This window comes from Novosphingobium sp. GW835-FHT14H07 (assembly GCF_058793515.1).
In genome coordinates, this window is record NZ_JBXAFX010000009.1 from 50,755 (window position 1) to 77,072 (window position 26,318).

Consider the following 26,318-nt stretch of genomic DNA (forward strand, 5'->3'; position numbering starts at 1 on the left):
CTAGACCACCGGGATGAGGGGTCCCTTTTCGACGCCGATCACCCCGCTACCGGGGTCCTTTTTCCACGCCGATCCACATTCGAGCCGATGCGACGCGCCGCCTGATGTAAAAAAGGGCTCCCAACCGGGAGCCCTTCGATCTTCAGCGCGGCATCACCGCATCGGGAAACTCGCTGTCGGCCTTGCCGATCAGCGCGCGGTCGTCGTGCTGCCACGGGTGGAACCCCGGCAGGAAGTAGCTGAGCCAGGCCGGGAAGATGCGGCGGATCACGCCGGGCTTCCACAGCAGGTAGGCGGCCAGCTTCCACTTCCACTTGGCGCCCGTCAGCCCGTCCTGCGCCAGCAGGTCCATCGTGTCCTCGACGCGGTGGGCGATGAAGTTCTTCGTCACCACCACCATCATCAGGCTCTTGACCTTCCAGCGTTTCCACCGGCTCCAGTTGCGCGTGGCATGGAGCCAGGTGTCATAGGCAACGCCCTTGTGCTCGATTTCCTCGATCGCGTGCCAGCGCCACATGTCGGCGGCTTCCTGCTCTGCCCCGGCAAAGTGTGCAGGGTTGGCAAGGAATTCGTGCGCCATCATCGCGGTGTAGTGCTCCAGCGCCATGGTGGCCGCCAGGTTGAGAATGACCGGGCGGTCCTTGGTCAGCGCCAGCAGTTCCTCGACGCGCTTGTCGATCCGCGCCATGTCGTAACCGGCGTTTTCGGCCTGACGGTTGAACGCGATGTGCTCGCGCGTGTGGTTGATCTCCTGCTTCACGAAAGCCCGGATCTCGGCCTCGAGCTTTGACGGCACGCCATCGCGGTGCGCCTTGACCGCTTCGATGAAGAACGCCTCGCCGCGAGGAAACGTGCCCGACAGTGCATTGTGCCACGCTGTTGCCACCGGATCGCCAGCCAGCCACCAGCGGCCCGCAGGCTCATTGCGGCCAAAGCGACGGTCGCGTATCGTGATCGTCAGGTCCGATGGGGTGGGCACGGCCTTGCCGGAGGCGGCGGTGCGCTCTAGGGCGATCGTGGGGGTCATGGCAGTCATGAGCCGTAATCTAGGCGTGCTTACACCAATGTCAATAAGGAAGCGTCTTCCGCCTGAAGAAAGCCGCATGGCTGCGCTCGAAGCCGCGCGCGCGCTGCTGGTGGAAGCGGGCCCTCAGGCTGTCACGCTCAAGGCTGTTGCCGGGCGAATCGGTCGTACGCACGCCAACCTGCTGCATCACTTCGGCTCCGCGTCCGGTCTCCAGAAGGCACTGGCCAAGCATCTTGCCGAGACGATCTGCGCCACTATCCGCGATGCGGTGATCGCCAGCCGCTCGGGCATCGGCAAACCCCGCGATGTCGTGGACCTGACATTTGATGCCTTTGACCGTGAAGGCGCGGGCGCGCTGGCCTCGTGGATGTTGCTTTCCGGCAACGAGGATGCGCTCGACCCCATCGTTGACACCATTCACGATCTCGTCGTCGATCTTGAGGAATACAGTTCCGACGCGCAGCGCAGCACCACCCTTGCGCTCACGCTCATGGCCTTGGGCGATGCCTTGATGGGCGGCCCGCTTGCCAAGGGTCTGGAACTGCCACGCACCGCAGCGCGCGATCGCGCCGAACAGATGCTGATCGAAGGAATTGCCGCCGGGCAGGTTACTCAGGCGGATTGAGGTCCATCCAGTCCGGGGCAAGGTCGGCTGGAATGTCATCCACCCGGCGATGGTCAACCGCAAGGCCAAGGTCCGCATAGGCCACGCGCTGCCGCGCCGGGTCTGACTTGTCCAGCGGCACCACCACCAGCCGACGATTGACCTTCTGTCGCCAGTTCATCCGCGCCGTATTCTCCTGACCCACATAGCAGCCCTTGGTGAAGCTCACGCCATTGAGGTCCACGGCGTTGCACTCAAGCCAGAGCACTTCGCCGTTGCCCAATTCAGCCTGGCCTTCGGCCACGCCCAACTTGAGTCGATGCGCGCGCCATGCATCGTCTCCCGCTTCGTCAGCATCGGACACCGGCGCAATCCACCGCTGCCCCAGCGCGCGCAGACGGGGATCGTCCGCGCCTCCATCGCCGGGGTGATCCTCCCAGAACACGCCGAGCGAATCGGCCCGTTCAATCCCGATCTTGCGCCGCAGCCGGTAGAGCATGAGGCGCTTGGCCAGGGCATCGGCACTGGCCGCCTCGCAATCGATCAGCAGGCCATCCACGCCATCGGGCCAGACGAGGAAGTCAAACAGCACCTTGCCCTGCGGGCTCAGCAGCGCCGTCCACACCGGCAGCACACCTTTGACATCGTGGGTCACAAGCCCCTGCAGGAAACCGGCAACATCCTCGCCGGGCTCAAGCGGAGAAAGGCGGATCAGGGCGCGTTCGAAGAGGCGGGTCATGACTGGTAGATAGGAAGCGTCACCGCTAAGGGGAACCCCATGACGACAACGACGACTCTGACGATCCGCCGCCCCGATGACTGGCACACCCACTTGCGCGACAAGGACGTGCTCGTTGGTGTCGCACCTTATACCGCGCGCCAGTTTGCCAGGGCGATCGTCATGCCCAACCTTTCGCCGCCGATGACCGATGTTGCGGGCGTTGCCGCCTATCGCGACCGCATCCTTGCCGCGCTCCCGGCGGGCAGCGATTTCACCCCGCTGATGACGCTTTACCTGACCGATTCGACCGACACTGCCGAAGTTGAGCGCGGTTTTGCCGAAGGTGTGTTCATCGCGGCCAAGCTTTACCCCGCCCATGCCACCACCGGATCTGCCCACGGTGTCACCGACATCCGCAATATCTATCCGGTGCTGGAGGTCATGCAGCGTATCGGCATGCCGCTGCTGATCCATGGCGAAGTCACCGACAGCCACGTCGACATCTTCGATCGCGAAGCCGTTTTCATCGACCGCACACTGACGCGCCTTGTTGCCGACATGCCCGAGCTCAGGATTGTTTTCGAACATATCACCACCGAGGAAGCCGCGCAGTTCGTGCAAGGGGCGGGGCCGAACGTCGCGGCCACGATCACGCCGCAGCACCTCCACATCAACCGCAACGCCATGCTGGTCGGCGGCATCCGGCCACATGCCTTTTGCCTGCCGGTGGCCAAGCGCGAGAAGCACCGCCTTGCCCTGCGCAAGCTTGCCACCTCCAATTGCGAGCGCGTGTTTCTCGGTACTGACACCGCGCCGCACGCCAAGCACCTCAAGGAAACTGCCTGCGGCTGCGCCGGCATCTTCAACGCGCCCTTCGCGCTCGAAAGCTACGTCACCGTGTTCGACGAGGAAGGCGCGCTGGACCGCTTCGAGGCGTTCGCCTCGCTCAACGGCCCGGCGTTCTATCGCATGCCGGTGAACGAAAGCACGATCACGCTCGAGAAGGCTCCGGTGGAAGTCCCTGAAGTGCTCGATTGCAACGGCACGCTGATCGTGCCGTTCCATGCGGGCGAAACTCTCGCATGGCGGCTGGCTTGAACCTTCAGGCCTGACGGGCCCGCTTCACCATGTCCCAACTGTAGAGCGCGATTGCCGCCCAGATCAACGCGAAGCATGCGAGCCTCGTAGTGTCGAGCGCTTCGCCGAACACCGTCAGCCCGAGAATGAAGCTGAGCGTGGGTGACAGGAACTGGACGAAGCCCAAGGTCGAGAGCGGTAGGCTTCGCGCCGCGACGGCGAACAGCAGCAGCGGTATCGCCGTCGCCACGCCCGAAGCGATCAGTAGCGGGGTCTCATGCCCGCCCATCGCGAGGGCCGACCCCGCGGGTGAAACCGCGCCAAGCCAGACGATGACCAGCGCTGGCGCCACCAGCAGCACGGTCTCGATCGTCAGGCCAGGAACCGCACCGACCGGCGCCTTCTTCCGCACGAAGCCATAGAACGCAAACGTGAACGCCAACGATAGCGCGACCGCCAGCGTATCCAGCGCGCCCCCGAGCAGCAGGGCTATTCCCGCACCAGCCAGCGCCACCGCCATCCATTGTACCCGGGTCAGCCGCTCGCCGAGGAAGACCGTGCCGAGAACGACGTTGATCAGCGGGTTGATATAGTAGCCAAGGCTTGTCGCCAGAACGTGCCCGCTGTTGATGGCGATCACGAAGATCAGCCAGTTCGATCCGATCAGCAGCGCGCTCAGCACAAGCAGGCCGAGCACATGGCCGCTGGTCAGCGCCGCCCTGACATCCGGCCATTGCTTGCGGAAGCTGATGATCACGAAGCAAACCGGCACAGTGAACAGAACCCGCCAGCCCACCAGTTCGAGCGGAGGCACCGCGTGAAGCGCGCGGAAATAGAGCGGGAGCAGGCCCCACATCACATAAGCCGCCAGTGCTGATGCGAGTCCCCGGCGTAAGGTGCTGGATTCGTTCATGCGGCGTCCCTGCCAGCAATGTCGAACGGGGCCAACCCCGCTCTGGCCCTCGTTTCATCGGCAACGGCAATCGCTTCGCCGCAAAGTTCAAATCTGACGCCCCGGTTGCGATCTGTTCAGGTTGGCGGGCGTAAATCTTAACCAACGAAGCAACAGGACCAGACTCCGAACGGTGCGGGTCCTCGATCAAATGAGGAGAACGTCAATGTTCAACCTGAAGAATACCGCCCTGGCCCTGGTTGCCGCATCAACCGTCGCTGCTGCCGTTCCGGCAAGCGCCGCAGTCCTTCCGCAGGCTCAGGCGAGCACCGCCGTTGCCGCCCAGTGGAATGAAGGCTGGAATGGCGAGAGCTGGGAACATGGTCGTCGCGACCGCGACTGGCGCGGTGACCGCTATTACGGCCGTGGCTACGACCGCAACTATTACCGCGGTAACGACCGTCGCTATTATGGCGACCCCGTCTATCGCAACACCCGCGTCTGGCGCGGCAATGATGGCCGCTACTACTGCCGCCGCTCGAACGGCACGACTGGCCTCTTGATCGGTGGTGCAGCCGGCGCCCTGCTCGGCCGTGAAGTCGCCGGTGACTATGGCGACCGCACTCTCGGTGCGATCCTCGGCGCCGCCGGTGGCGCCCTGCTCGGCCGCGAGGTTGACCGTGGCGGCTCGCGTTGCCGCTAAGTCAGGGTTCCTGAGTTATTGACCGTCCTTCGGGTCGCACTGAAAGGTCGGCGAGGGAGCGCTCCGCAGATGCGGGACGCTCCCTTTTTCTTAACCATGCCGCGCTAGTTCACCATCATGCGCAGCCTTGGCCTCGTTCTTACACTGACTCTCGCTGCCTGCGGTTCTGCGCCTGTCGAGCAGCACAAGACCCCGCTGGACCCGGTAATGACCGAGGCCCTCGAAGGACAGCTCATGGTCGATCCCGACCTCAGCCAGCAGAACATGCGCAATCTCGCGATCGTTCCCGGCGGTCCGATCGACCCGGCGCTCCCGCTCCCCGATCCGAAAAGCTGATCTTACAATTCGCTCGTCCTGAGCCTGTCGAAGGACGCAAGCACAGCGCTTGCCAACCAGAACCCTTCGACAAGCTCAGGGTGGGCGGCATTGGGTTATCCGTAGTGTTATTCGCTGCGCAGGCCCACGCCGATGCTTGCGCGCGGCTGATCCATCTCGCTCGAGGCGACCGGGTAGGCGCAATAGTCCGCCGCGTAATAGGCGCTCGGCCGGTGGTTGCCTGAAAGCCCGACACCGCCAAACGGCGCGGCAGACGACGCACCATTGGTCGGCCGGTTCCAGTTGACCACGCCCGCTCGGATATTGGCCCAGAAGCGGTTGTAGTCCTGCGGGGTGCCGCCGATCAGCGAGGCAGAAAGACCGAACCGTGTGTTGTTCGCCTCGGCAATCGCCTCGTCGAAATCATCGACCTTCACCACCTGCAGGAGCGGGCCGAACAGTTCCACATCAGGCCGCTCGGCAATGCCGGTAACGTCGATGATCGCCGGGCTCAGGAACGGCAGTCCGTCCTGAAGCCGCACCATGTGCTTGATCGGCCGTCCGCCCGACGACAGCAGGTAGACGAAACTTTCGGTCAGCCCGTCAGCCGTACGGTTGTCGATCACCGGGCCCATGAAGGGCGCCGGCTCGTCGAACGGAGCGCCGACGATGATCCGGTCGGCCAGATGCTTCACCTGGCTAACCACCTCGTCGTACATCGAAGATTTGACGATCAGGCGCCGCCCGGCCGTGCAACGCTGCCCGGCGCTGGTGAACGCCGATTGCACGATCAGCGTGGCGGTATCCTCGATCTTGGGTGTATCCCACACCACGATCGGGTTGTTGCCGCCCATCTCCAGCGCCACGATCTTGCCGGGATTCGAGGCCAGCTTGCGGTTGATCGCGATGCCAGCGTGGGCAGAGCCGGTGAACAGCACGCCGTCGATCCCGTCATGGGCGACCAGCGCCTGACCCTCGGCGGGGCCACCGATCAGCACCTGGACCACGGCCGCCGAGATGCCCGCCCGGTGGAAGCACTGCGCCAGAAGTTCACCCGTCGCCGGGGTCTTTTCCGAAGGCTTGAACACCACGGCATTGCCGGCAATCAGAGCCGGCACGATATGGCCGTTGGGCAGGTGGGCCGGGAAGTTGTATGGCCCGAGCACTGCCAGCACGCCATGCGGCTTGTGGCGCAGCGCCGCCGTGCCTTGCAGCGCGCTGTCCAGCTTGCGCTGCGACGTGCGGTCGGCATAGGCGCGGATCGAGATCTCGACCTTGTTGACGACACTTTCGACTTCAGTGCGCGCTTCCCACAGCGGCTTGCCCGTTTCGCGCGAGATCATTGTCGCCAGCTTGTCGGCGTCCTTGCGCACTTCGTTGGCGAAGCGGCGCACCAGCTCGATGCGCGTGGCAAGGGGCTGCGCTGCCCATGCCGGCCAGGCCCTGCGCGCACGCGCGACGACTTCTTCGACGTCGCCGATCTTGCCGCGCCACACTTCGGCGCCGGTTGCGGGTTCAAACGAAACGATTTCGGCAGCTGCCACGGATTTGCCTGCTCTTCTTTTCAATTCTTGCGCGAACGATGGGTCCCGATCCCGGGCGTACCGTAACGCAGCGTTGGTTACCGATTAAACAAAATTCATGGGCGGGACCACCCCTGCCTTTCGGATTTCAAACGGGGCGGAATTCACGAGGCCGAACGACCCAAAGGTTCCAGCCTTGCGCCCATTGCCTCGCCCATGCGCCGCACTGCATCGACTTTGGCGAACAGACCGCTCCAGTCGTCCTGTCCGGCAATCGGAGCCCAGATCGCCTCCACTTCATCGATCAGCATGGACTGCGGTGCTGCATCGGACCAGTACGGATGGCTACTGTCGGTCGCAACGTAAGGCGCCAACGATGCCTTCAGCGCCTGCTCCTCCTCGCTTGCCCCGAACGGTCCGCGCCCGCCGCGATGGGTGAAGAAGAACGCATCCGGTCCCAGTCCCCGGGTTGCCATCACCTTTTCGCAAGCCCCGATCAGCGCCGTATCCTCTTCCAGCCCGCGTTGTTCCACACCCAGCCGCCACAGCCATCGCTTCGTCATGGCCTGCTGGTACAGCTCGGGATAGCGGTTGAGCGCCTCGATCAGCGGCGGCGCCTCTACCAGCGTGCGCAAGGCCACGGCCAATTGCCCGCAATTCCAGTGAATTGCCTCGGGCTGGCGGCCATAGGCATAAAGCCCCTGGTGATCGAAGTAGGCCGCGGTGAAGCCAGGTTCCCACTTCGGCAGCCACCGCCACGGCCCATAGTCGAAGCTTTCGCCCGTCACGTTCATGTTGTCGGAATTGAGCACGCCATGGACGAAGCCTGCCACCATGTAGCTCGCCGCCATGTCGGCCATGCGCTCGACAACCTGATTGAAGAACCGCACCGCCGGATGGGGCGCATCTGCGTGGCCCCCCGGAAAGTTCGCGAGGCAGTAGGTCACCAGTTGCGCCATCTCGTCTTCGAGTTCCAGCGCCGCCAGCCGCTGGAACGTGCCGATGCGGATGTGCCCATGGCTCAAGCGTACCAGCACTGCCGATCGCGTCGGCGAGGGTTCGTCCCCGCGATACAGCGATTCGCCGGTCTCGATCACCGAAAGTGTGCGGCTGGTATTCACCCCCAGCGCCTCGAGCATCTCGGTCGCCAGAATCTCGCGCACTGCGCCTTTCAGCGTCAGCCGCCCATCGCCTGCGCGGCTCCACGGCGTCTGGCCGGAACCCTTAGTGCCCAGATCCATCTGCCGCCCGCCTGCGTCGAGCATCTGTGCAAAGGTAAACCCGCGCCCGTCGCCCAGGTCAGGGTTGTAAACCCGGAACTGATGCCCGTGATACCGTAGCGCCAGCGGTCCGGGCATGTTGTCGGCCAAAGGCTCGAAACGCCCGAAATGTCGCACCCAGTCCTGATCGGTCAGACGCGCCAAGCCGATCTCGGCTGCCGCCCGGTCATTGCGCCAGCGCAGTATGGTTTCGGGAAAGTCCGCCGCCTTCACCGGATCGCCGATCCAGTCGGCCAGAGCCATGATACGGGGTGAGGGGCGATAGATCGCGTCTTGCGGGAGCGCCTGCATCCGGCAATAGTGGGCATGACCAGGCCTGCCCGCAAGCAGGCACCCCCGATTTCACGCGGAATACCAGACGAAATGGCCGAATACGAAGATCGCTACTGGACCAGCAGCGACGGATTGCGCCTGCATTTTCGCTACTTCGACGGCGATTCCAGCAAACCCCCGGTAATCTGCCTGCCGGGATTGACCCGTAACGCCCGCGATTTCGAAGATCTTGCTGCCCGCCTTGCCGGCACATGGCGGGTCCTCTGCCCGGAAATGCGCGGCCGCGGTGACAGTGATTACGCCAAGGACCCGATGACCTACACGCCCATGCACTATCTGCAGGACGTCGAGGCGCTGCTGGCGCAGGAAGGGATCGAGCGTTTCGTTTCCATCGGCACCTCGCTCGGTGGCTTGCTCACCATGCTGCTCGCGGCCGCCAACCCACAGCGCATCGCCGCCGCCGTGCTCAACGACGTCGGCCCCGAGGTCTCAGAGAAAGGCCTCGAACGCATCCGCGGCTATGTCGGTCAGGGGCGAAACTTCGAAACCTGGATGCACGCCGCCCGCGCGCTTCAGGAAAGCAGCGGCGATGTCTACCCCGATTGGGACATCACCCAATGGCTCCGCTATGCCAAGCGCATCATGGTCCTGGGTACCGGCGGACGCATCGCCTTCGACTATGACATGAAGATTGCCGAGCCGTTCGAGGCTCCCGCCGGCGCGACCCCGCAAGTCGACATGTGGCCGCTGTTCGATGCACTCACCACCCGTCCGCTGCTGATCTTGCGCGGCGAGAATTCCGACATTCTCGAAGCGGCCACCGCACAAAAGATGGCCTCACGGCCCGGCGTCGAACTCGTCACTCTCCCGCGCACCGGCCATGCGCCAACACTCGATGAGCCGGAAAGCATCGCCGCGATCGGACGGCTGCTGGCCCGGGCATGATCCGCCCACCGGTCAAAGGGCCCCTGAAACTGCTCCACCTGCATTCGACGTTCGATGCAGGCGGCAAGGAACGGCGCGCCGTCGCGCTGATGAACCGCTGGGGGAAGGGGCGGAAAGATCAGCCGATCGAGCATCACATCGTCTCGGCTCAACCTGGCGCGATGGGCGCCAAGGCCCTGATCGACAAGAAGGTGTCCGCGTTTTTCCCGTTCGGCTTTCCGCCGCTTGCGGGAAAGCTCAGGGTTGGCCGCCTGCGCCAGCTTGCCCGCGCGATGCAGGGATTCGACCTCGTCCTCACCTACAACTGGGGCGCGATGGACGCGTGCATGGCCCATGCGGTTTTCGCGCCGACCATGGGCCTTCCTCCCCTGATCCACCATGAAGACGGCTTCAACGCCGACGAGGCTGATGGCCTCAAGACCAGCCGCAACTGGTACCGTCGCGTTGCGCTTGCCCGCGCCAGTGCGCTGATGGTCCCCTCGCGTCAGCTTGAGCACATTGCACTCACCGTCTGGCACCAGCCGCGCAGCCGGGTTCAGCGCATCGCCAACGGCATCGACACTGGTCTCTATGCCCGCAAGCCCAAGCCCGACCTGCTGCCTCGCGTGGTCAAGCGCCCCGGCGAGAAGTGGCTCGGCACGCTCGCCGGCCTGCGCGCGGTGAAGAACCTGCCGCGCATGGTCCGCGCGATGAAGGGCCTGCCACCCGAATGGCACCTTGTCATCCTCGGCGAAGGCCCGGAACGCGAGGCGATCACAGCCGAGGCCATCCGCCTGGAACTCGGCCACCGCGTTCACCTGCCCGGTCACGTCGCCGATCCGTCGCTCGCCGTCGGCCTGTTCGATCTCTTCGCGCTCTCGTCCGACAGCGAACAGGCACCGTTTTCGGTCATCGAGGCCATGGCCGCCAGGCTCGCCGTTGCCAGCCCGGCCGTGGGTGACGTCGCGGAAATGGTGGCAGAGCCAAACCGGCGCTTCATCGTGCCCGCCAACGATGAGGCTGCCTTCGCCGGCGCCATCGCCACGCTCGCTGGTGACGAACCGCTGCGCCGCGCCATCGGCAAGGCCAATCGTGATCGCGCCCGCGACGAATTCGATGAGTCCGTGATGGCGAACCTCTACGCGCAAGTCTACGCGCAGGCGCTGGGGACCAACCCGTTCCGCTGAACAGCCTTCAGCAAGCGTTCACGCTCGTCGCGGCAGGTGGGGCACGAGCAATCAATTCCGTTGAAAAGGCGGGCCCATCCGCTAAACACCGCGCCAGACACACGCTAGCAAACGTCAACCAATTCCCGAAAGCGCTGCCTTGGCTCTCCGTCCTGATAGTCCGCAATCCCGTTCCAACCAACTCGCCGAGCGTTCGGCCGGGCAGGGCGATGCCTTCCTGCGCGAAGTGGACGATGCCCTGCGCGAAGATCAGGTCTACACCGCGATCCAGAAGTACGGAAAGCCGGTCGGTGCGCTGATCGTGGCGGGCCTGCTCGGTCTGGGCGGCTATCTCTGGTATGAAAACCACAGCAACGCCAAGGCTGCCGAACAGGGCGAAGTGCTGACGAAGGCACTCGACAACCTGGAAGTGCGCAATCTCAAGGCTGCCACCGATGCGGTTGCCCCCCTCGCTGCCGAAGGGACTGACGGTTACCGCGCTACGGCGAAGATGCTGGCGGCGGGTGTCCTGTCCGAACAGGGCAAGAACGCGGAAGCGGCTAAGGCTTTTGCCGCGATTGCCGCCGATGCCGACATTCCGCAGGCCTACCGTGATCTCGCCACGATCCGCGAAGTCTCGCTGACTTTCGACCAGCTCGGCCCTGACAAGGTGGTTGAGCGTCTTAAGCCGCTGGCCGTACCCGGCAATGCCTGGTTCGGCAGCGCGGGTGAACTCGTCGGCATGGCCTATGTCAAGCAGGGCAAGAACGACCTTGCCGGAGCGATGTTCGCGCAGATCGCCAAGGACAAGACCGTGCCTGATACCCTGCGCCGCCGCACGCGCCAGATGGCCGGATTGCTCGGGGTGGATGCCGTGGAGGATCCCGGCACCGCCACGATAGTGCAGAGCGCGCAATAAGTTTTGAGGATGCATTCGATGACGCCGAAACCCACTTTCCGCCGCGCTTCGCTGACCAGCGTGGTGGTTCTCGCGCTCGCTCTTGGCGGTTGCGGCGTCTTCAAGAAGGGCGTGAAGACCACGCCGACGGTCGGTTCGCGCCAGCCGATCCTCTCCAAGATCGATGCCGGCACCAAGGTCGATGATTCGATCTCGCTGATGACGGTCGTGCTCCCCGCCGCTGAGGTGAATACCGAGTTTGCGCAAGGCGGCGGCAACGCCTCGAAGTCCTACGGCCACGCCGCCCTTGCGGAATCGCCCTCGCGCGCCTTCAGCGTCTCGATCAAGGGCTCGAATGCCCGCCAGCGCCTCGCCGCATCGCCGGTCGTTGGTGGCGGCAAGCTCTTCGCGATGGATACGGACGGCACCGTCCATGCCTTTGACGCAAGCACCGGCGCCCGCGTGTGGGACACCTCGGTCCGCGCTGAAAAGCAGAACGCCGGCTCCACCTTCGGCGGTGGCGCATCCTATGATGACGGCAAGGTCTACGTCACCAACGGCGTCGGGGAAGTCGCCTCGCTTGATGCCAGCTCGGGCGAAATCAAGTGGCGTGTGAAGCCCGCTGGCCCGTTGCGCGGCTCGCCCACGGTCGCTTTCGGGCAGGTCATGGTGATGAGTCAGGATAACCAGCTCTTTGCCCTCAACGAAGCCGATGGTGCCGTGCTGTGGAATGAAAGCGCTTCGGTAGGCCAGACCAACGTGTTCGGCGTTGCCTCGCCAGCAGCAGGGCAGGGCACCATTGTCGCCGGTTTCTCCTCGGGCGAGCTCGTCGCCTATCGCTATGAGAACGGTCGCCAGCTTTGGGCTGACGCTCTGGCTCGCACCTCGATCGCCACCTCGGTTTCGACCCTGACCGACATCGACGCCGATCCGATCATCGAGCGCGGCCGCGTCTATGCGCTGGGGCAGGGCGGACGCATGGCCGCCTATGAACTGGTCACCGGCCAGCGCATCTGGGAATTGAACCTCGCAGGCATCTCCACCCCCGCCATCGCCGGAGACTGGATCTTCGCGCTGACCGACGAAGCCAAGCTGCTGTGCATCGCCAAGTCGAGCGGCAAGGTCCGCTGGATGACGCAGCTCCAGCGCTACCGGAACGAAAAGAAGAAGAAGAACCAGATTCTCTGGACCGGCCCCGTTCTTGCCGGCAACCAGCTGTGGATCGCCAACTCGCGCGGTGAAGTCATGCGCGCCTCGGTAAATGACGGCACGGTAAGCGAATTCACCAAGGTCGGCTCCAGCGTCACCCTTGCGCCCATCGTCGCCAACCAGACGCTCTATATCCTCGATGATGGCGGCAAGATCACCGCGTTCCGCTGAGCGCGACCTTGGGTCTGATGCTTCGACAAGCTCAGCATGAGCGGATTTGGTAGCGGCTCATCAAAGGGCCGCTCACCCTGAGCCTGTCGAAGGATGCCCGCGCAAGGTTGGTCATCACAACCATATCCTAACCCTTTGATGCGATGGACAGGTGCATGAGCGCCCGTCCGGCCCCGCCTCCGTCAGACGTCTCCGCAGGCACCGGCCTTGCCGGGGTCATCGGCCTTGTGCTGTGGGTCCTCACCTGCCGCTTCTGGCCTCAGATCGTCACCACGCTGGGCCTCTCTGCCCCCGCTGAAGTGATGGACGGCCCCTCCGCTGCGCTCGCCGCCCTGCTGTTCTCGGGTAGCGCGATGATCGGTTACGCGCTGCTGGTGGAGAAGGTCCACCTGCGCCCGTCGACCGGCATAGACTGGTCTCGCCCACGCCCCTTGCGCGAGGTCCTCGACATCTCGATCACCAAGATCGCCGGGCTCTGGACCACGTGGGCCGTCATCGGCTTTGCCTACTGCATCGCCCGCTGGTACTGGCGCGGACAATACGTCTTCGCGATGGAAGTGCTGGAAACGGCCGCGCCATTCCTGTTCCTTGGCGCCATCCCTTATGTCCTCTGGCTGGACCGCGTCCTCGTCAACCCGCGCGATGCATCGTGGCACTTCGGCGCCATGCTCATCGGGCGCGAACCCTGGGACGCGGCGGAAGTGAAGCGCCACGCCCTGGCCTGGCTGGTTAAGGGCTTCTTCTGTGCCTTCATGATCTCGATCGTGCCCGGTGGCTTCGCCGCAGTCATCCACTTCGACTGGGCTTCCGTTCTCGACGACCCCGTCGCGCTCGGCACCCTGTTGATCGAGACGATGTTCATGATCGACGTGCAGATCGCCATGGTCGGCTACCTCGTCACCATGAAGCCCCTGGACGCGCAGATCCGCACCGCCAACCCGCACCTGTCGGCATGGGTGGCAGCGCTGATCTGCTACCCGCCGTTCATCCTCATGGGCGATGGCGACGTGCTGGATTATCGCCACAATGGCGCGGAATGGGCCTACTGGCTCCAGGGTCACACCGGCCTGCTCTGGCTCTGGGCAGGAGCGCTGGTGTTCCTCACCGCCGTCTACGCCTGGGCCACCGTCGCCTTCGGCCTGCGCTTTTCGAACCTCACCTATCGCGGCGTCCTGACCAACGGCCCCTACCGCTACACCCGCCACCCCGCCTACCTGTCCAAGAACGCCTACTGGTGGCTCGCCTCGCTGCCGTTCCTCACCACCAGCGGTTCGATGGTCGATGCGATCCGCAACACCGTGATCCTCGGCCTCGTCAGCGCGGTCTACTACTGGCGCGCCCGCACCGAGGAGCAGCACCTTCTTGCCGAAGACGCCAAGTATCGCGAATACCATGCGTGGATGGCCGAACACGGCCTTATCACGTCGATCCTGCGCAAGCTTGCCCGCGCTGTCACGCCGCGCCGGCCAGTTGTCCAGCCGGCCGAATAGGCGTCAGACCTCCGCGCCCTCGTCGGTTTCGAACACGCGAATCTTGCGCTCGAACAGCCCCAGCGTCGCGCGCTCCTGCGCCCACGCCTTCATGTGTTCGGTCTGGAAGTGCGCCTTGAGCGCGCCCATGTCGCGCCACTTCTCGGCGATATGGATCAGCTTGGGATCGAGCACGTCCTGCGCATAGGCATACTGGATGCAGCCATCCTCGGCCAACGTCGCCGCGATGACCTTGGCCATCATCGGGCGGATCGCCTCGATGTTCTCGACCGGAACGCGGACAGTGCCCATCACGATGATCATCAGAAGCTCTTCTCGCCATAGATGCGCGAAAGGTCGCCGCCCCATTCGCCGTGGTAAAGGTCAAGCAGGCGTTCGGCGGGGGTCTTGCCCGAAGAGACAATCTCGTCGAGCGGCTGGAGGTAGCCCGTCTCGTTGTCACCCGCCTCGTTCAACTGCGCGCGTGCAGCCAGGCCTGAGCGCGAGATCGCCAGAACTTCGGCAGCAACATTGCGCAACTTGCCCCCACCCGGCAGCGACGCATCAAGCCCCAGCTTCGGCACTTCGGCGCGCAGGCGTTCGCGCCCTTCCATGTCCCAGCCCTTGACCAGGTCCCACGCCGCATCGAGCGCGCCCTGATCGTAGAGCAAGCCCACCCACAGCGCCGGCAGCGCGCAGATACGGCTCCATGGACCACCATCGGCCCCGCGCATTTCCAGGAACGACTTGAGCCGCACTTCGGGGAAGGCGGTCGAAAGATGGTCGTTCCAGTCCGAAAGCGTCGGCTTCTCGCCGGGCAGCACCGATAGCTTGCCGTCGAGGAAATCGCGGAAAGAAAGCCCTGCCGCATCGATGTACTTGCCGTCGCGGAACACGAAATACATCGGCACGTCGAGCATGTACTCGACATAGCGCTCGTACCCGAAGCCTTCGTCGAACACGAACGAGAGCATCCCCGTGCGCGCCGGATCGGTGTCGGTCCAGATATGGCTGCGGTACGACAGGAACCCGTTGGGCTTGCCTTCGAGGAACGGCGAATTGGCGAACAGCGCCGTCGCCAGCGGCTGCAGCGCAAGGCTGACGCGGAACTTCTGCACCATGTCCGCCTCGGATCGATAATCGAGGTTGGTCTGGATTGTGCAGGTCCGCAGCATCATGTCGAGGCCCATCGAGCCCACGCGCGGCATGTGCCGCAGCATGATGTCATAGCGGCCCTTGGGCATGATCGGCAGCTCTTCGCGGGTCTTGTCCGGCCACAACCCCATGCCAAGATAGGCAAGGCCCAGCTTGTCGCCGATCGTCTTGACCTGCGCCAGGTGACGCCCGGTCTCGGCACAGGTCTGGTGCAGGTTCACCAGCGGCGCGCCCGAAAGCTCCAGCTGCCCGGCCGGCTCCAGGCTCACCGCGCCATCGGGGCCAGACATCGCGATGACGTTCCCGCCCTCGATGATCGGCTCCCAACCATACTCTGTCAGCGCGTTCAGCAGGTCGCGAATGCCGCCTTGCTCGCCATATGAAGGCGCCGCACGGTCAGCCGTGCGGTAGACGAACTTTTCGTGCTCGGTGCCGATCCGCCAGTTTTCCTTGGGCTTTTCGCCCTTCTGCATCGGCACCACGAGCATGTCGCGGCTCTCGATGACGGGATCGTTGCTATTTGAAACTTGCCGCGTGCTCATGCCCGCTTCCGTTAATGGGCGGGACAGCTTTTAGCCAGCCTAATTGTAGCACGTCACCTGCAAGGCAATGTTGCCAAGAGCGCGCCAATCGCCTGTAACTTCAGGTTGCTCTCATCCGAACCAGTCGCCCTGCATGCCCATCCACAAGGCCGTCCCGGCGATCGCCGCCGTCTCGCCGCGAAGGATGCGCGGTCCCAGCGAAAGCGCCGCTGCCGCCGGATGCGCCCTCACCAGGGCCCGCTCCGCCTCGTCAAACCCGCCCTCCGGCCCGATCAGCAAGGCGGCCGGCCCGTTATGGATCGAAAACGCCACCGCCGCCGGCATCCCGCCGTTCTCGTCGGCAAAGAACAGCGTTCGCCCTTCCGGCCAGTCGCGCAGCAGATGCTCCAGCTTCACCGTCTCGCCAAGGTCCGGCAACGCCGTGCGGGCGCACTGCTCGGCCGCCTCGGCCATGATCGTCAGCGCGCGTTCCGGGTTCAGCTTGTCCGCCACGCAGCGTCGCGTCACCAACGGCACGATCTTTGCCGCGCCCAGTTCTGTCGCCTTTTCCAACACCAGATCGAAGTTCGGCTTCTTCAGCAGTGCCGCGCAGAGCCAGAAATCAGGAACGTCCTCGCGTTCACGCAGGCGCCGCTCGATCTCGACGACCACCTCGCGCTTGCCGGCCTCGGCCACGCGCGCCAGCCACTCACCGGTGCGGTTATCGCAGACGATCACCGCATCGCCAGCGCCTACGCGCATCACCTTGCCCAGATAATGCGCCTGTTGCCCCTCGATCGGCAGTCGCATTCCCTCGCTCAACGTCGTATCGACGAACAGCCGCGGCGCGGATCTCGGTGGCCAGGCAGGAGTCGCTGTCATCCCCACCGCCTAGCGCGGATATTGCCTTTCGTTAAGAGTCTGTAATGTGACTTCGACCACTTCCGAAACGATCGTCCCCGACAGCGAACATAAGGGTCTGGTCGCCAACCTGCCGCAGCCATGGCGCAACCTTGCCTTGCTGGCGCGGTTTGATCGCCCGATCGGCTGGTGGCTGCTGTTCTGGCCTTGCGCCTGGGGCCTGTTCCTGGGCGGCTGCACGGCGCGCTGGGGCATTCTCGCATGGATGCTTTTGGGGGCCATCGCCATGCGCGGGGCAGGGTGCGTCTACAACGATATCGTCGATGCCGATCTCGACGCCCGCGTCGCCCGCACCGCGGCTCGCCCCATTGCCAGCGGCGCAACCACCAAGCGTACCGCGTGGATCTGGCTGCTCACGCTCTGCGCCGTAGGTCTTGTGGTCCTGCTCCAACTGCGCTGGGAAGCGCAGGTCGTGGCGCTTGGCAGTCTCGCGCTCGTGGCCGCCTATCCCTTCATGAAGCGCATCACCGGCTGGCCGCAGGCGTGGCTTGGCCTTGTCTTCACCTGGGGCGCGCCGGTCGGCTGGGTCGAGGCGACGGGCTTCGAACGCCTCGCCCCGCTGGCTGCGCTCTACGCCGGGTGCTGGGCCTGGTGCATGGCCTATGACACCATCTACGCACTGCAGGATCGCGAAGACGATGCCATGGTCGGCATCGGCTCCTCCGCGCTTTCGTTCGGGCGCCACGTTCGTGCAGGCGTCGGCGGGCTCTACACGATGGCCTTGCTGTGCTGGGCAGGGGCGATCTGGCTCACGCGCGCCGATCCGCTCGCATTGCTGGCACTGGCACCGGTCTCGCTCCACCTCCTGTGGCAGGTCGCCACGCTCAAGGAAGATGGTGCCGATCCGCTGGCCAAGTTTCGCTCGAACCGCTTTGCCGGCTTGCTGATGGCCGCGGCCTGCTACGTCGTCGGCGCGGCCTGAGTGCCGAACAGCGCCTCGTGGCGGGCCTCGATCGCGGGCCACAGGTCAGCCGCTTCGGGCACGTCGATCAGGAACAGGTCGTGCAGGATGCTGACCAGCTCCCGAGCGGAGCCCAGTTCGCGCCGCTCTTCGCCATGCGCTCCCACAACCGTGAGCACCTTGCCCCTGAGCATCAGGTAGCTGCCCGAAAGCCGCCTCTGCACGGTCAGGTTCTGTACGAAGACCGAGGCAGGATCACTGGCCTGCCAATGGCATAGCGCCGAAAGCTGATCCTCGTCGGCAGGTTGGTCCACGAAATCGTACGACATCGCTGTGGGGCCAAGGCTGACGGAAACCCGCCACATCGCGTCGTCTGTCCGGCCGAGCGACACCGGCAGCGGATCATGCATCCACTGCCCCGGTTCGAGCGGCACCGGCGCGCCGAGCCAGCTTCCGAACCCCGCATCGACCAGCTTCGGCCCATCGCACTGCACCAGCAGGCACAAGTGCGAACCCATGCACTCATCGCCGCGCGCTTGTCGCATGACCCCGGCGCTCATCCGCACGACATCGAACCCGATTGCCGACAATGCCGCGCCCAGTACGCCATTGTGCTCATAGCACCAGCCTCCGCGCCGCGCTCCCACCAGCTTGGCGAAGGCCGCGGCAGGATCGATCGTCAGGCTGCGGCCAAGCTGTACGTCGATGTTTTCGAACGGGATTGCCTGAACATGCGCCCGCACGATGGCATCCAGCGTCGGCAGGTCGGCGGCCACAGGCGCGGACACGCCGATCCGCGCTAGATAGGCGGCCAGTTGCGCAGGGGAGAGCGGTTCAATCGCCATAGCTGACCACTTCGAATTCGATCCCGTCCCAGTCATAGAAATAGAACCGCCGGCCCGGCTCATAGTCCGCATGATTGAACGGCTCGAGCCCCGCTGCAATCACGATCTGCTCGGCAGCGGCGAGGTCATCCACTTCGATGCCCACGTGCTGCAGCGGCATGCCTTTGGCAAAGCGCGTCAAGACACCACCCGGCGGGGTATAGAACACGATGTAATGGTTCTCGGTGCCGAGATGGATCGAAAATCCATCGTCGATTGCCAGGCCACGCCAGCGTTCGTGCCACCCGCAAAGCTCAGTGAAGAACGCCGCAGAGCGTTCGGCATCGCTGACCGAGATGTTGACGTGTTCAAGGCGGGCAGACGGCATCGTCGGGGTCCTTTCGGGATACGGTGTCGAATCGATGCTTGCGAATCTGCAACCTCAAGTTAACTTGAGGTCAAGCGGAAAGCGTGGAGTCGCAGAACCTTGGCCATTACCCGCAACGATCTCATCCCGATCGGCACGCTCGCGCGCCGCACCGGCCTCGCGGTCAGCGCCATCCGTTATTACGAGGATCGCGGGCTCGTCACCTCGATCCGCACGGGCGGGAATCAGCGCCGCTTCCTTCGCTCCGACATCCGCCGGTTGAGCTTTGTGCAGATCGCGCAGAAGCTCGGGCTTGGCCTGGCAGAGATCGAACGCGAACTCGCCGCCCTGCCGCAGGGCCGCACCCCGAACGTGCTTGATTGGCAGCGCATAAGTCGCTCATTGCGCAAGGAAATCGACAGCCGCATCCAGCTCCTTACCCGCACCCGCAACAAGCTTGACGAATGCATAGGCTGCGGCTGCCTCAGCCTCGAACGCTGCCAGCTCTACAACAAGGATGACCGCGCCGCCGCAGCTGGGCCGGGGCCAAGGTATGTGCTGGATTAGCCCGCGTTCTCAAGCAGTTCCACAGCACCGCCCAAGTCCACGCTGACAAGGCGCGATACGCCGCGCTCTACCATCGTCACACCGAACAGGCGGTGCATGCGGCTCATCGTCACGGCGTTGTGCGTGACGATCAGGTAGCGGGTGCGGGTTTCGGCGACCATCGCATCGAGCAGGTCGCAGAACCGCTCGATGTTGGCATCGTCAAGCGGCGCGTCGACTTCGTCGAGCACGCAGATCGGGGCGGGGTTGGTCAGGAATAGCGCGAAGATCAGCGCGACGGCAGTCAGCGCCTGCTCGCCGCCCGAAAGAAGAGTCAACGATTGCAGGCGCTTGCCGGGTGGCTGCGCGAAGATTTCGAGGCCTGCTTCCAGCGGATCGTCGGAATCGACCAGCGCCAGATGCGCCTCGCCACCGCCGAACAGGCGGCTGAAAAGGCGGCGGAAGTGGCCATCGACAGCCTCGAATGCCGCCCGCAGGCGCTCGCGCCCTTCGCGGTTGAGGCTGCCGATGGAGCCTCTAAGTCTATGAACTGCCTCGGTTAGCTCCGCCTGCTCGGCCACCGAGGTACCATGCTTTTCCTCGGCATCCTTCAGCTCGTCAGCCGCCACGAGGTTCACCGGCCCAATGCGCTCCCGCTCCGCCGAGAGACGGTCCATCGTCGCCGACTCCTCGGTCGCGGCGGCAACGTCGGCTGAGGAAAATTCGAACCGCTCGGGCAGGAGGGGGGGAGGGCATTGGAAGCGCTCGCCGGAAATGGCCGCCATCTCCTGTCGGCGGGCGTCTTCGTTCTCGGCACGGGCAGACGCTCCGGCGCGGCCTTCGCGGGCCGTGGCGAGCGCCTCGTTTGCGGCCGAGAGTGTGGCCTCTGCCTGCGAGAGTTGGCCTTCCGCCTCGGAGAGTTGCCGCTCTGCCTCGGAGAGTTGGAGAGTGAGCCGCGCGCGGATTCCCTCGCCCTGTTCGATCTCGGAAATCAGTCCCGCAGGCTTGGCGGCAGAGATCGCGCGCTCGGTTTCCAGCTCCTCGCGCCGCCCGGTCATCTCGGCAAGGCGCTTGGCGGCATCGCCAGAACGGGCCTGCCACGCACGGATATCGCCCTTGAGGCCCGCCAGCCGCTCCTTGCCCGCGGCGATCTGCTGTTCGAGCGCGGCCGAAGCGGCGGTGGCGGATTGCAGGGTGACGCGGGCCGCGTCGTTGCGCGCGCGCGCCGCTTCCAGCGCCGCCCGGCCCGCCGCCGGATCGGGCAGGGTGCTGCGCTTGTCCTCAGCCGCCGTCACTTCCGCCTGGGCCGCAAGGCGTTGATCCGAAAGCTCTTCCTGCGCCCGCGTCAGTTCCGCCTTGCGCTGTTCGAGCCGCGCCCGCGCTGCCTCTGCGGCATCCAATGCCCGCAGTGCCATACGCTCGGCATCCGCAGCGGCAGAGAGCGCGCGTTCCACTTGCGTGAGTTCGCCCTGCACCTCGGAGAGCCTGGCGCGAACCTCTTCCTGCGCGGTCTCGGCAGACAAGACCGCTGCGCGCCGCTCGGGCAGGAGCGCCTGCAACTCCGCCAGCCGGTTCTCGGCCTCAAGCGCAGCGGCTTCTGCGGCCCCTTCGCCCCGCGCGATGAATCCGTCCCAGCGGCGCAAGTGCCCGGCCTTTGTGACCAGCCATTCGCCGGGGACGAGCGCCTGACCTTCGTCGGCATCGACGACGCGAACCAGGGCGAGGCGCGCTGACAGTTCGGGCGGGCACTGGGGGACGTGATGGGCCAGCGAATCCGCAAGTGGCTCAGGCACTTGCGCACCTGTCCAGAAGCGCCCCTCCGCAGTGGCCGGGGCCGCGCCCACCGGAGCAGAGGCGTCACGCCCGAGCACGGCGGCCAAGGCGCGCTCGTAGCCTGGAGCAGCGCGGGTTCCGGCAATGGCGGACTGGCCCAAGCCCTTGGCGGAGCGCGCTTTCTCCCGCGCCGCCTTGTCGCGGGCGAGCGCGTCGGCTTCACGCTCGATCCCGGCAAGATCGGCGCGGGCTTGGGCCAAGGCGTTGCTGGCAGCGTCACGGCGGGCAGACAGGTCTTCGCGCTGGCCGGTGAGGTCCGCGCGGCGTCCCTCGGCAGACGCGATGGCCTCCGCGGCGGCCGCGCGCTTTGCTTCCGCCTCGGCAATCTGCGCAGCCGGATCGGCTTCGCGGGCAAGCGCTTCGGCCTGCTGGGTCAAGCGCGCGGCATCGCCATCGAGCCGGGTCAGCCTTTGGCGCGCAGCGGCGACGGCTGCTTCGGCCACGCGCCATTCGGCATCGATCCCGGCCTGCTCCGCCACACGTTGAGCGAGGGCGACTTCGGCTGCACGGGCGGCACGATCGGCGTCGTCCACGGCTGCGGCCAGCGTGGGGCGACGTTCGCTATCGGCGGCAAGCGAGTCCTCGGCTGCGGTGAGGTCCTGCTCCAGTTTCGCCATCGCCGCGGCGGCATCTTCGGTCAGCCGATCCGCGCTGGCGCGGTCTTCCTCGATCCGAGTCAGCTGGCGATCGATGTCCTTGACCCGCTGCTCAGCCGCTTCGAGCTGCGCCGTGAGCGAGGCCATGCGCTGGCCGTGGGCTGCGGCGTCCTGGCGCCGGTCGAACAGTTCGTCCCGCGCCTCGGCCAAGGCTGCAGCAGCCTTGTGCTGGGCTTTCTGGGCCGCTTGCGCGAGGTCGGTAGCCCGCTTCACTGCTTCCTCGGCCGCGACGGCCTGCTTGCGTGCAGCATCGGCGGCGGCGGCGGCATCGCGCCAGCGGGCGAAGACGAGGCGGGCTTCGGCGAGGCGGATCTTCTCGCTGACGGCGCGATAACGCTCGGCAGCACGGGCCTGCCGCCTGAGCGTGCCGATCTGGCTTTCGAGGCCTGCCAGCATGTCTTCAAGCCGCGCCAGGTTTGCCTCGGTTGCGCGCAACTTCTGTTCGGCATCGCGGCGCCGCACGTGGAGGCCAGCAATCCCGGCCGCTTCTTCGAGCATCATGCGACGTTCGGCAGGCTTGGCGGCGATTACTGCGGCGATCCGGCCCTGGCTGACCAGGGCTGGGCTGTGCGCGCCAGTTGCCGCGTCAGCAAAGACCAGCGCCACGTCCTTGGCGCGAACGTCCTTTCCGTTGACGCGATAGGCGCTGCCTGCGCCGCGCTCGATGCGGCGGATGACTTCAAGCTCTGCCCCGAATGGCCCGTCAGGATCGGTTTCGGCGGTGAGCAGGACTTCGGCAAAGGACCGGGCCGGGCGGGTTGCGGTCCCGGCAAAGATCACGTCTTCCATGCCGCCGCCGCGCATGGATTTGGGCGAGCTTTCGCCCATGACCCAGCGGATGGCTTCAAGAAGGTTCGACTTGCCGCAGCCGTTGGGGCCAACGACGCCGGTGAGGCCAGGTTCGATACGCAGTTCGGCAGGTTCGACGAAGCTCTTGAAACCGGAGAGTTTCAAGCGCTTGAATTGCACCGATCAGGCCCCCCGACCCGTCTCGGCCCCCTTAGCGGGCGCCAGCCTTCTGCAGCAGCGGTTCGAGTTCCTGCCAACTGGCAACGCCGGTCTTGCTGCCGTTGAGGAAGAAGGTCGGCGTGCCGGTGATGTCGAACTCCTTGCTCCACTGTTCGTTGGTGGTGGCAAGCTTGGTGGCCTTGGCGCTGTCAGCCAGGCATGACGAGCCCTGAGCGGCCGCAATGCCGCGCGAGGCGAAGAATTCGCTCATGCCGCCGAGTTGGGCGATGCCGGCAAAGCGCTTGTCAGCGGGAAGGTTCTGGATCTGCTGGAAGGCGGCTTCGTCCTTCTGCAGGTTGGTGAACATGTTGGGTTGCCAAGCCCAGAACTGCTCCGACAGCGGAATCACAGCTTCGGGGGCGCCGCACGTGGCCAGCAGCACCGCCGGCATGTCGAGCGCGTTCAGCAGGAACAGGCGCAGTTCATAGGAAACGCGGCCCGATGCGATGTATTCATCGCGCAGCTTGGGGAAGCCCTTTTCCGAAAATTCCGCGCAGTGCGAACACGACAGCGCGCCGAATTCGATCAGCTTGATCGGGGCGTTGGGATTGCCCATCAGGTAACCGCCTTCGGGCGTGACCGAGAAAGTTTCGGTCCACGACTGGCCGGCGGGCGCAGGAACCTTGGCAATCGGCTCTGCGCTGGCAATCTCGCCTCCGGCAGCGGCGTCCTTCTTGTCACAGGCGGCAAGGCCAAGCGTCAGCGGAAGGGTGGCAAGCAGGAGCGCGCGGGCGAGTTTCATCGTCTGGATATTCCCGTTTTCTGGCGGTTTGGAAGGACGCTAGCGGATTGTTGCCGGGGTTTGAAGGGGGTGTGCGGTGGGGTTGTGGATGGCGGTTGATCGAGAGGTCATGGGCCCCGGCCTGCGCCGGGGCAACGGAGAAATGAATGGCCTTGTTGCTTGTCGCCCCGGCGCAGGCCGGGGCCCATGAGGCCCGAAATATGAAACTTCCTCAATCCATCCGCGCGAGGATTTGCGGGCGCAGCGAATCCCAGTCATGTGTGCCTGCGAGCAGGATGCCATCGATCATGAAGCTGGGGGTGCCGGTGACGCCGAGCTTCTCGGCAGCGTCATTGGTCCGCTGGGCAAGCTTGTTGGCCAGCGCCTCGTTCGACAGGCAACGGTCCATGGCCTGGCGGTCCATCCCTCGGGCTGCCATGAATTCGTAGAACTTGAAGTCGCTGGCGATGGCGCGGGTGCGGGTGGCGAAGGGGCCGGTTGTCCACCGCTGGCGCTGTGCTGCGGTAGCGTTCGAAAGCGGGCCGATCCACTGCGGCTGCAGGCGCATGAAGGCAGTGTGCAACTGGAAGAAGCGGTTGGCAGGCGCGCAATTGGTGATGAGCGCCACGGTCATGTCCACCGGATCGCGCACGAAATTGCGCACTTCAACCGCGCCCTTGCCGGGGGCGATCATGCCGATCTTGAGCTGGCCTTCGGACTCGGTCTCGAAATGCGAGCAGTGCGGGCAGGTGTAGCTGACGAATTCGATCAGGCGCAACTTGGCAGCGGGGTTGCCGAGCACGTGATGGCCTTCAGCCGTGATGGAGCCGGTGACGGCCCAGTTGAGGCCGCCTGCCGGGCGCGGTGCAGGCTTTTTGGCGGCCTGCCCCGAAGCTCCCGTTGCGACGAGCGCTGCGGCGGCGATTGCTGCTGCTGCAAACTTGCGGATCATCCGATCTTCTTCCCCCCGGTTGCACTATCGAGACTGCGCGCCAGCGATTCCAGCACCGTGCGCAGTTCAGGATCGCCGATATCGCGCAGCGAATCCCCCAGTTCCATCGGTATCGGCTTCAGCGAGGGAGGCGCCGCACGCGGTGCTTCCTTGGGCTTTGGTGCCTGAACGGCGCCTTGCCGTATCTTTACCTTGGCTACGGCATTGTAGCCGAAAAAGCGGTTCACCCGGTCAATGATTTCGGGCGTGACGTGTTGGATCAGCGGCGCATGTGCCGGGCTGACGACCAGTTGCAGGATGCCTTCGGATTTCTCGCCCGGGGGAAAGCGGATCGATTCGGGCATGCAGTGGCGCGCATGCCGCTCACCCACGATCTCGGGCCAGCGGGTGACCACGCTGGATTGCACGAAGCCGAAGCGGCGGAAGGCGGTGCGGCCGATGGCGGGCATGAGATCGGCGATCTGGCGCGCTTCGCCGCCCCTGGGGCGCTCGTAGAGCTTGCCCGCCTCGGTCTTGGTGGACCGGGCGCTCTTGCGTTTCGGCGCGTCCGAAGGGGTGCTTTCCATATCGCTTCGCGCCATGCCATAGGTGCGCGATGCAAGCCAGAGAGGAAGCCGCAAAGTCGTTCGATCCGGAGGCAATCGCCCCGCTTCTGCTGGCGTGGTACGATACCAACGCACGACGCCTGCCATGGCGACGGTTGCCGGGCGAGGAGCGGCAGGACCCCTACAGGGTCTGGCTGTCCGAAGTGATGTTGCAGCAGACGACCGTGGCGGCGGTGGGGCCATACTATTCCAGATTCACCGAGGTCTGGCCGACGGTGGCGGATCTCGCGGCAGCCGACGACGGCGACGTGATGGCCGCTTGGGCGGGGCTCGGTTATTATGCCCGCGCCCGCAATCTGCTGGCCTGCGCACGGGCCGTGGCGGCGCGCGGCGGGAACTTTCCCGATACCGAGGCGGGCTTGCGCGAATTGCCGGGACTGGGGGAATACACTGCTGCTGCCGTTGCCGCGATCGCGTTCGGGCGCCGCGCAGTGGTGGTCGATGCCAACGTCGAGCGGGTCGTGGCGCGGCTGTTCGCGATCGACGAACCCCTCCCTGCGGGTAAGGCGGCAATCCGTTTTGCGGCGGGGCAGGTGACACCGGAGGAGCGCGCCGGGGACTTTGCGCAAGGGATGATGGATCTGGGCGCGACGATCTGCACGGCAAGGTCTCCGCGCTGCATGCTGTGTCCATTGCGCGAGGGATGCCGTGGTTACGCGCAAGGTTCGCCCGAGAGGATGCCGGTGAAGGCGGCGAAGAAGGCCAAGCCGGTTCGGACCGGCCGGGTCTATTGGGTGGAGCGCGATGGCAAGGTCCTGCTGGTGCGCCGGCCCGGGCGCGGAATGCTGGGCGGGATGCGCGCTTTGCCCGACGATGGGTGGTCGGCCAAGGGTGATGGCGCAGATGCGCTGGCGGGAGATTGGCGCGCTGGCGGAATGGTGCGCCACGGCTTCACGCATTTCGATCTCGAATTGCAATTGATGCTTTCGGTTCAGCCACAAGCGGTTAGTCTTCCGCAAGGAGAATGGTGGCCGGTCGAGACAATCGAGGCTGCCGGATTGCCGACCGTGTTCGCCAAGGCGGCGCGGCTGGTGGTCGCTGGAAGGACAGACTGAG

The 26,318-nt window shown here is 65.1% G+C and carries 26 protein-coding genes; 12 read left to right on the forward strand and 14 right to left on the reverse strand.

The window, feature by feature from the left end; genetic code table 11:
- Window positions 1–142: 142 nt before the first annotated feature.
- A complete protein-coding gene (locus tag AC1Q5P_RS10290; RefSeq protein ID WP_492518931.1) occupies window positions 143–1,027 on the reverse strand; it encodes a metal-dependent hydrolase in 885 nt (294 codons plus the stop codon).
- A gap of 37 nt (window positions 1,028–1,064) precedes the next feature.
- On the opposite strand from AC1Q5P_RS10290, the gene AC1Q5P_RS10295 reads away from it, so the two are divergent.
- A complete protein-coding gene (locus AC1Q5P_RS10295) occupies window positions 1,065–1,652 on the forward strand; it encodes a TetR/AcrR family transcriptional regulator (RefSeq protein WP_039332680.1) in 588 nt (195 codons plus the stop codon).
- On the opposite strand, the gene ygfZ is transcribed toward AC1Q5P_RS10295, so the two are convergent.
- On the reverse strand, window positions 1,636–2,370 hold the full coding sequence (gene ygfZ / locus AC1Q5P_RS10300; protein ID WP_193827782.1) for a CAF17-like 4Fe-4S cluster assembly/insertion protein YgfZ: 735 nt from the start codon (window positions 2,368–2,370) through the stop codon (window positions 1,636–1,638). The genes AC1Q5P_RS10295 and ygfZ overlap by 17 nt on opposite strands.
- Window positions 2,371–2,409: 39 nt before the next feature.
- On the opposite strand from ygfZ, the gene pyrC reads away from it, so the two are divergent.
- On the forward strand, window positions 2,410–3,450 hold the full coding sequence (gene pyrC / locus AC1Q5P_RS10305; protein WP_492518873.1) for a dihydroorotase: 1,041 nt from the start codon (window positions 2,410–2,412) through the stop codon (window positions 3,448–3,450).
- 4 nt (window positions 3,451–3,454) lie between these two features.
- On the opposite strand, the gene rarD is transcribed toward pyrC, so the two are convergent.
- The gene (gene rarD, locus AC1Q5P_RS10310; protein WP_492477511.1) at window positions 3,455–4,342 is read right to left on the reverse strand and encodes an EamA family transporter RarD; all 888 of its coding nucleotides are present in this window, start codon (window positions 4,340–4,342) and stop codon (window positions 3,455–3,457) included.
- 205 nt (window positions 4,343–4,547) lie between these two features.
- Here rarD and AC1Q5P_RS10315 point away from each other — a divergent pair, with 205 nt between their 5' ends.
- Together AC1Q5P_RS10315 and AC1Q5P_RS10320 are read left to right on the forward strand one after the other, a co-directional pair.
- Window positions 4,548–5,024, forward strand: coding sequence for a glycine zipper 2TM domain-containing protein (locus AC1Q5P_RS10315; RefSeq protein ID WP_052242131.1), 477 nt, complete (start codon window positions 4,548–4,550; stop codon window positions 5,022–5,024).
- A 117-nt stretch (window positions 5,025–5,141) separates the two neighbouring features.
- Complete coding sequence (locus AC1Q5P_RS10320; RefSeq protein WP_492518874.1) at window positions 5,142–5,360, forward strand: hypothetical protein; 219 nt, start codon at window positions 5,142–5,144, stop codon at window positions 5,358–5,360.
- A gap of 107 nt (window positions 5,361–5,467) precedes the next feature.
- Here the strand turns inward: AC1Q5P_RS10320 and astD are convergent, their stop codons facing one another.
- The gene (astD, locus tag AC1Q5P_RS10325) at window positions 5,468–6,883 is read right to left on the reverse strand and encodes a succinylglutamate-semialdehyde dehydrogenase (RefSeq protein ID WP_039332690.1); all 1,416 of its coding nucleotides are present in this window, start codon (window positions 6,881–6,883) and stop codon (window positions 5,468–5,470) included.
- Between the two features lie 143 nt (window positions 6,884–7,026).
- Complete coding sequence (locus AC1Q5P_RS10330; RefSeq protein WP_492518875.1) at window positions 7,027–8,433, reverse strand: protein adenylyltransferase SelO; 1,407 nt, start codon at window positions 8,431–8,433, stop codon at window positions 7,027–7,029.
- 72 nt (window positions 8,434–8,505) lie between these two features.
- On the opposite strand from AC1Q5P_RS10330, the gene AC1Q5P_RS10335 reads away from it, so the two are divergent.
- From AC1Q5P_RS10335 to AC1Q5P_RS10355, 5 genes are all read left to right on the forward strand, one after another.
- Window positions 8,506–9,360: an alpha/beta fold hydrolase gene (locus tag AC1Q5P_RS10335; protein ID WP_492518932.1), complete on the forward strand. Its 855-nt coding sequence runs from the start codon at window positions 8,506–8,508 to the stop codon at window positions 9,358–9,360.
- Window positions 9,357–10,526: a glycosyltransferase family 4 protein gene (locus AC1Q5P_RS10340; protein ID WP_492518876.1), complete on the forward strand. Its 1,170-nt coding sequence runs from the start codon at window positions 9,357–9,359 to the stop codon at window positions 10,524–10,526. The genes AC1Q5P_RS10335 and AC1Q5P_RS10340 overlap by 4 nt, the downstream gene beginning before the upstream one ends.
- 139 nt (window positions 10,527–10,665) lie before the next feature.
- Window positions 10,666–11,424 (forward strand): tetratricopeptide repeat protein, encoded by a 759-nt coding sequence (locus tag AC1Q5P_RS10345; RefSeq protein ID WP_039332697.1) that lies wholly within the window; start codon window positions 10,666–10,668, stop codon window positions 11,422–11,424.
- An 18-nt stretch (window positions 11,425–11,442) separates the two neighbouring features.
- Entirely contained in the window at window positions 11,443–12,783 is a 1,341-nt protein-coding gene (locus tag AC1Q5P_RS10350; RefSeq protein WP_492518877.1) for an outer membrane protein assembly factor BamB family protein, read from the forward strand.
- A gap of 155 nt (window positions 12,784–12,938) precedes the next feature.
- Window positions 12,939–14,273 carry a methyltransferase family protein gene (locus tag AC1Q5P_RS10355; protein ID WP_492518878.1) on the forward strand — a complete coding sequence of 445 codons (1,335 nt, stop codon included), beginning with the start codon at window positions 12,939–12,941 and terminating at the stop codon, window positions 14,271–14,273.
- Window positions 14,274–14,276: 3 nt separating this feature from the next.
- On the opposite strand, the gene AC1Q5P_RS10360 is transcribed toward AC1Q5P_RS10355, so the two are convergent.
- The 3 genes from AC1Q5P_RS10360 to AC1Q5P_RS10370 form a co-directional block, all read right to left on the reverse strand.
- Window positions 14,277–14,576, reverse strand: coding sequence for a putative quinol monooxygenase (locus tag AC1Q5P_RS10360; protein ID WP_492518879.1), 300 nt, complete (start codon window positions 14,574–14,576; stop codon window positions 14,277–14,279).
- Window positions 14,576–15,949, reverse strand: coding sequence for a glutamate--cysteine ligase (locus AC1Q5P_RS10365; RefSeq protein WP_492518880.1), 1,374 nt, complete (start codon window positions 15,947–15,949; stop codon window positions 14,576–14,578). Before AC1Q5P_RS10365 ends, AC1Q5P_RS10360 begins: the two co-directional genes overlap by 1 nt.
- Window positions 15,950–16,060: 111 nt before the next feature.
- The gene (locus tag AC1Q5P_RS10370; protein ID WP_492518881.1) at window positions 16,061–16,810 is read right to left on the reverse strand and encodes a 16S rRNA (uracil(1498)-N(3))-methyltransferase; all 750 of its coding nucleotides are present in this window, start codon (window positions 16,808–16,810) and stop codon (window positions 16,061–16,063) included.
- A 46-nt stretch (window positions 16,811–16,856) separates the two neighbouring features.
- Here AC1Q5P_RS10370 and ubiA point away from each other — a divergent pair, with 46 nt between their 5' ends.
- On the forward strand, window positions 16,857–17,771 hold the full coding sequence (gene ubiA / locus AC1Q5P_RS10375) for a 4-hydroxybenzoate octaprenyltransferase (protein WP_492518882.1): 915 nt from the start codon (window positions 16,857–16,859) through the stop codon (window positions 17,769–17,771).
- Here ubiA and AC1Q5P_RS10380 read toward each other — a convergent pair.
- Window positions 17,750–18,595 (reverse strand): arylamine N-acetyltransferase family protein, encoded by an 846-nt coding sequence (locus AC1Q5P_RS10380; RefSeq protein WP_492518883.1) that lies wholly within the window; start codon window positions 18,593–18,595, stop codon window positions 17,750–17,752. The two genes, ubiA and AC1Q5P_RS10380, sit on opposite strands and share 22 nt — an antisense overlap.
- Entirely contained in the window at window positions 18,585–18,962 is a 378-nt protein-coding gene (locus AC1Q5P_RS10385; RefSeq protein WP_039332712.1) for a VOC family protein, read from the reverse strand. The genes AC1Q5P_RS10380 and AC1Q5P_RS10385 overlap by 11 nt, the downstream gene beginning before the upstream one ends.
- 105 nt (window positions 18,963–19,067) lie before the next feature.
- On the opposite strand from AC1Q5P_RS10385, the gene soxR reads away from it, so the two are divergent.
- A complete protein-coding gene (gene soxR / locus AC1Q5P_RS10390) occupies window positions 19,068–19,508 on the forward strand; it encodes a redox-sensitive transcriptional activator SoxR (RefSeq protein ID WP_039332918.1) in 441 nt (146 codons plus the stop codon).
- Here soxR and smc read toward each other — a convergent pair.
- From smc to AC1Q5P_RS10410, 4 genes are all read right to left on the reverse strand, one after another.
- Window positions 19,505–22,945 carry a chromosome segregation protein SMC gene (smc, locus tag AC1Q5P_RS10395; protein WP_492518884.1) on the reverse strand — a complete coding sequence of 1,147 codons (3,441 nt, stop codon included), beginning with the start codon at window positions 22,943–22,945 and terminating at the stop codon, window positions 19,505–19,507. The two genes, soxR and smc, sit on opposite strands and share 4 nt — an antisense overlap.
- A 31-nt stretch (window positions 22,946–22,976) precedes the next feature.
- Window positions 22,977–23,726 carry a thioredoxin domain-containing protein gene (locus tag AC1Q5P_RS10400; RefSeq protein WP_039332715.1) on the reverse strand — a complete coding sequence of 250 codons (750 nt, stop codon included), beginning with the start codon at window positions 23,724–23,726 and terminating at the stop codon, window positions 22,977–22,979.
- A 211-nt stretch (window positions 23,727–23,937) separates the two neighbouring features.
- Complete coding sequence (locus tag AC1Q5P_RS10405; RefSeq protein ID WP_492518885.1) at window positions 23,938–24,657, reverse strand: DsbA family protein; 720 nt, start codon at window positions 24,655–24,657, stop codon at window positions 23,938–23,940.
- The gene (locus AC1Q5P_RS10410) at window positions 24,654–25,223 is read right to left on the reverse strand and encodes a DUF721 domain-containing protein (RefSeq protein ID WP_039332920.1); all 570 of its coding nucleotides are present in this window, start codon (window positions 25,221–25,223) and stop codon (window positions 24,654–24,656) included. Before AC1Q5P_RS10410 ends, AC1Q5P_RS10405 begins: the two co-directional genes overlap by 4 nt.
- Before the next feature lie 29 nt (window positions 25,224–25,252).
- Here AC1Q5P_RS10410 and AC1Q5P_RS10415 point away from each other — a divergent pair, with 29 nt between their 5' ends.
- Window positions 25,253–26,317 (forward strand): A/G-specific adenine glycosylase, encoded by a 1,065-nt coding sequence (locus AC1Q5P_RS10415; protein ID WP_492518886.1) that lies wholly within the window; start codon window positions 25,253–25,255, stop codon window positions 26,315–26,317.
- Window position 26,318: the final 1 nt, after the last annotated feature.

Coding starts and splice junctions, on each gene's coding strand:
- AC1Q5P_RS10370 (WP_492518881.1), bottom strand. CDS start 16,810: ATGACAGCGACTCCTGCCTGGCCACCGAGATCCGCGCCGCGGCTGTTC.
- AC1Q5P_RS10295 (WP_039332680.1), top strand. CDS start 1,065: ATGTCAATAAGGAAGCGTCTTCCGCCTGAAGAAAGCCGCATGGCTGCG.
- ygfZ (WP_193827782.1), bottom strand. CDS start 2,370: ATGACCCGCCTCTTCGAACGCGCCCTGATCCGCCTTTCTCCGCTTGAG.
- AC1Q5P_RS10360 (WP_492518879.1), bottom strand. CDS start 14,576: ATGATCATCGTGATGGGCACTGTCCGCGTTCCGGTCGAGAACATCGAG.
- AC1Q5P_RS10400 (WP_039332715.1), bottom strand. CDS start 23,726: ATGAAACTCGCCCGCGCGCTCCTGCTTGCCACCCTTCCGCTGACGCTT.
- AC1Q5P_RS10350 (WP_492518877.1), top strand. CDS start 11,443: ATGACGCCGAAACCCACTTTCCGCCGCGCTTCGCTGACCAGCGTGGTG.
- AC1Q5P_RS10415 (WP_492518886.1), top strand. CDS start 25,253: ATGCAAGCCAGAGAGGAAGCCGCAAAGTCGTTCGATCCGGAGGCAATC.
- AC1Q5P_RS10405 (WP_492518885.1), bottom strand. CDS start 24,657: ATGATCCGCAAGTTTGCAGCAGCAGCAATCGCCGCCGCAGCGCTCGTC.
- AC1Q5P_RS10355 (WP_492518878.1), top strand. CDS start 12,939: ATGAGCGCCCGTCCGGCCCCGCCTCCGTCAGACGTCTCCGCAGGCACC.
- AC1Q5P_RS10315 (WP_052242131.1), top strand. CDS start 4,548: ATGTTCAACCTGAAGAATACCGCCCTGGCCCTGGTTGCCGCATCAACC.
- AC1Q5P_RS10365 (WP_492518880.1), bottom strand. CDS start 15,949: ATGAGCACGCGGCAAGTTTCAAATAGCAACGATCCCGTCATCGAGAGC.
- AC1Q5P_RS10290 (WP_492518931.1), bottom strand. CDS start 1,027: ATGACCCCCACGATCGCCCTAGAGCGCACCGCCGCCTCCGGCAAGGCC.
- AC1Q5P_RS10410 (WP_039332920.1), bottom strand. CDS start 25,223: ATGGAAAGCACCCCTTCGGACGCGCCGAAACGCAAGAGCGCCCGGTCC.
- rarD (WP_492477511.1), bottom strand. CDS start 4,342: ATGAACGAATCCAGCACCTTACGCCGGGGACTCGCATCAGCACTGGCG.
- AC1Q5P_RS10330 (WP_492518875.1), bottom strand. CDS start 8,433: ATGCAGGCGCTCCCGCAAGACGCGATCTATCGCCCCTCACCCCGTATC.
- AC1Q5P_RS10385 (WP_039332712.1), bottom strand. CDS start 18,962: ATGCCGTCTGCCCGCCTTGAACACGTCAACATCTCGGTCAGCGATGCC.
- AC1Q5P_RS10380 (WP_492518883.1), bottom strand. CDS start 18,595: ATGGCGATTGAACCGCTCTCCCCTGCGCAACTGGCCGCCTATCTAGCG.
- AC1Q5P_RS10340 (WP_492518876.1), top strand. CDS start 9,357: ATGATCCGCCCACCGGTCAAAGGGCCCCTGAAACTGCTCCACCTGCAT.
- pyrC (WP_492518873.1), top strand. CDS start 2,410: ATGACGACAACGACGACTCTGACGATCCGCCGCCCCGATGACTGGCAC.
- AC1Q5P_RS10335 (WP_492518932.1), top strand. CDS start 8,506: ATGGCCGAATACGAAGATCGCTACTGGACCAGCAGCGACGGATTGCGC.
- AC1Q5P_RS10320 (WP_492518874.1), top strand. CDS start 5,142: ATGCGCAGCCTTGGCCTCGTTCTTACACTGACTCTCGCTGCCTGCGGT.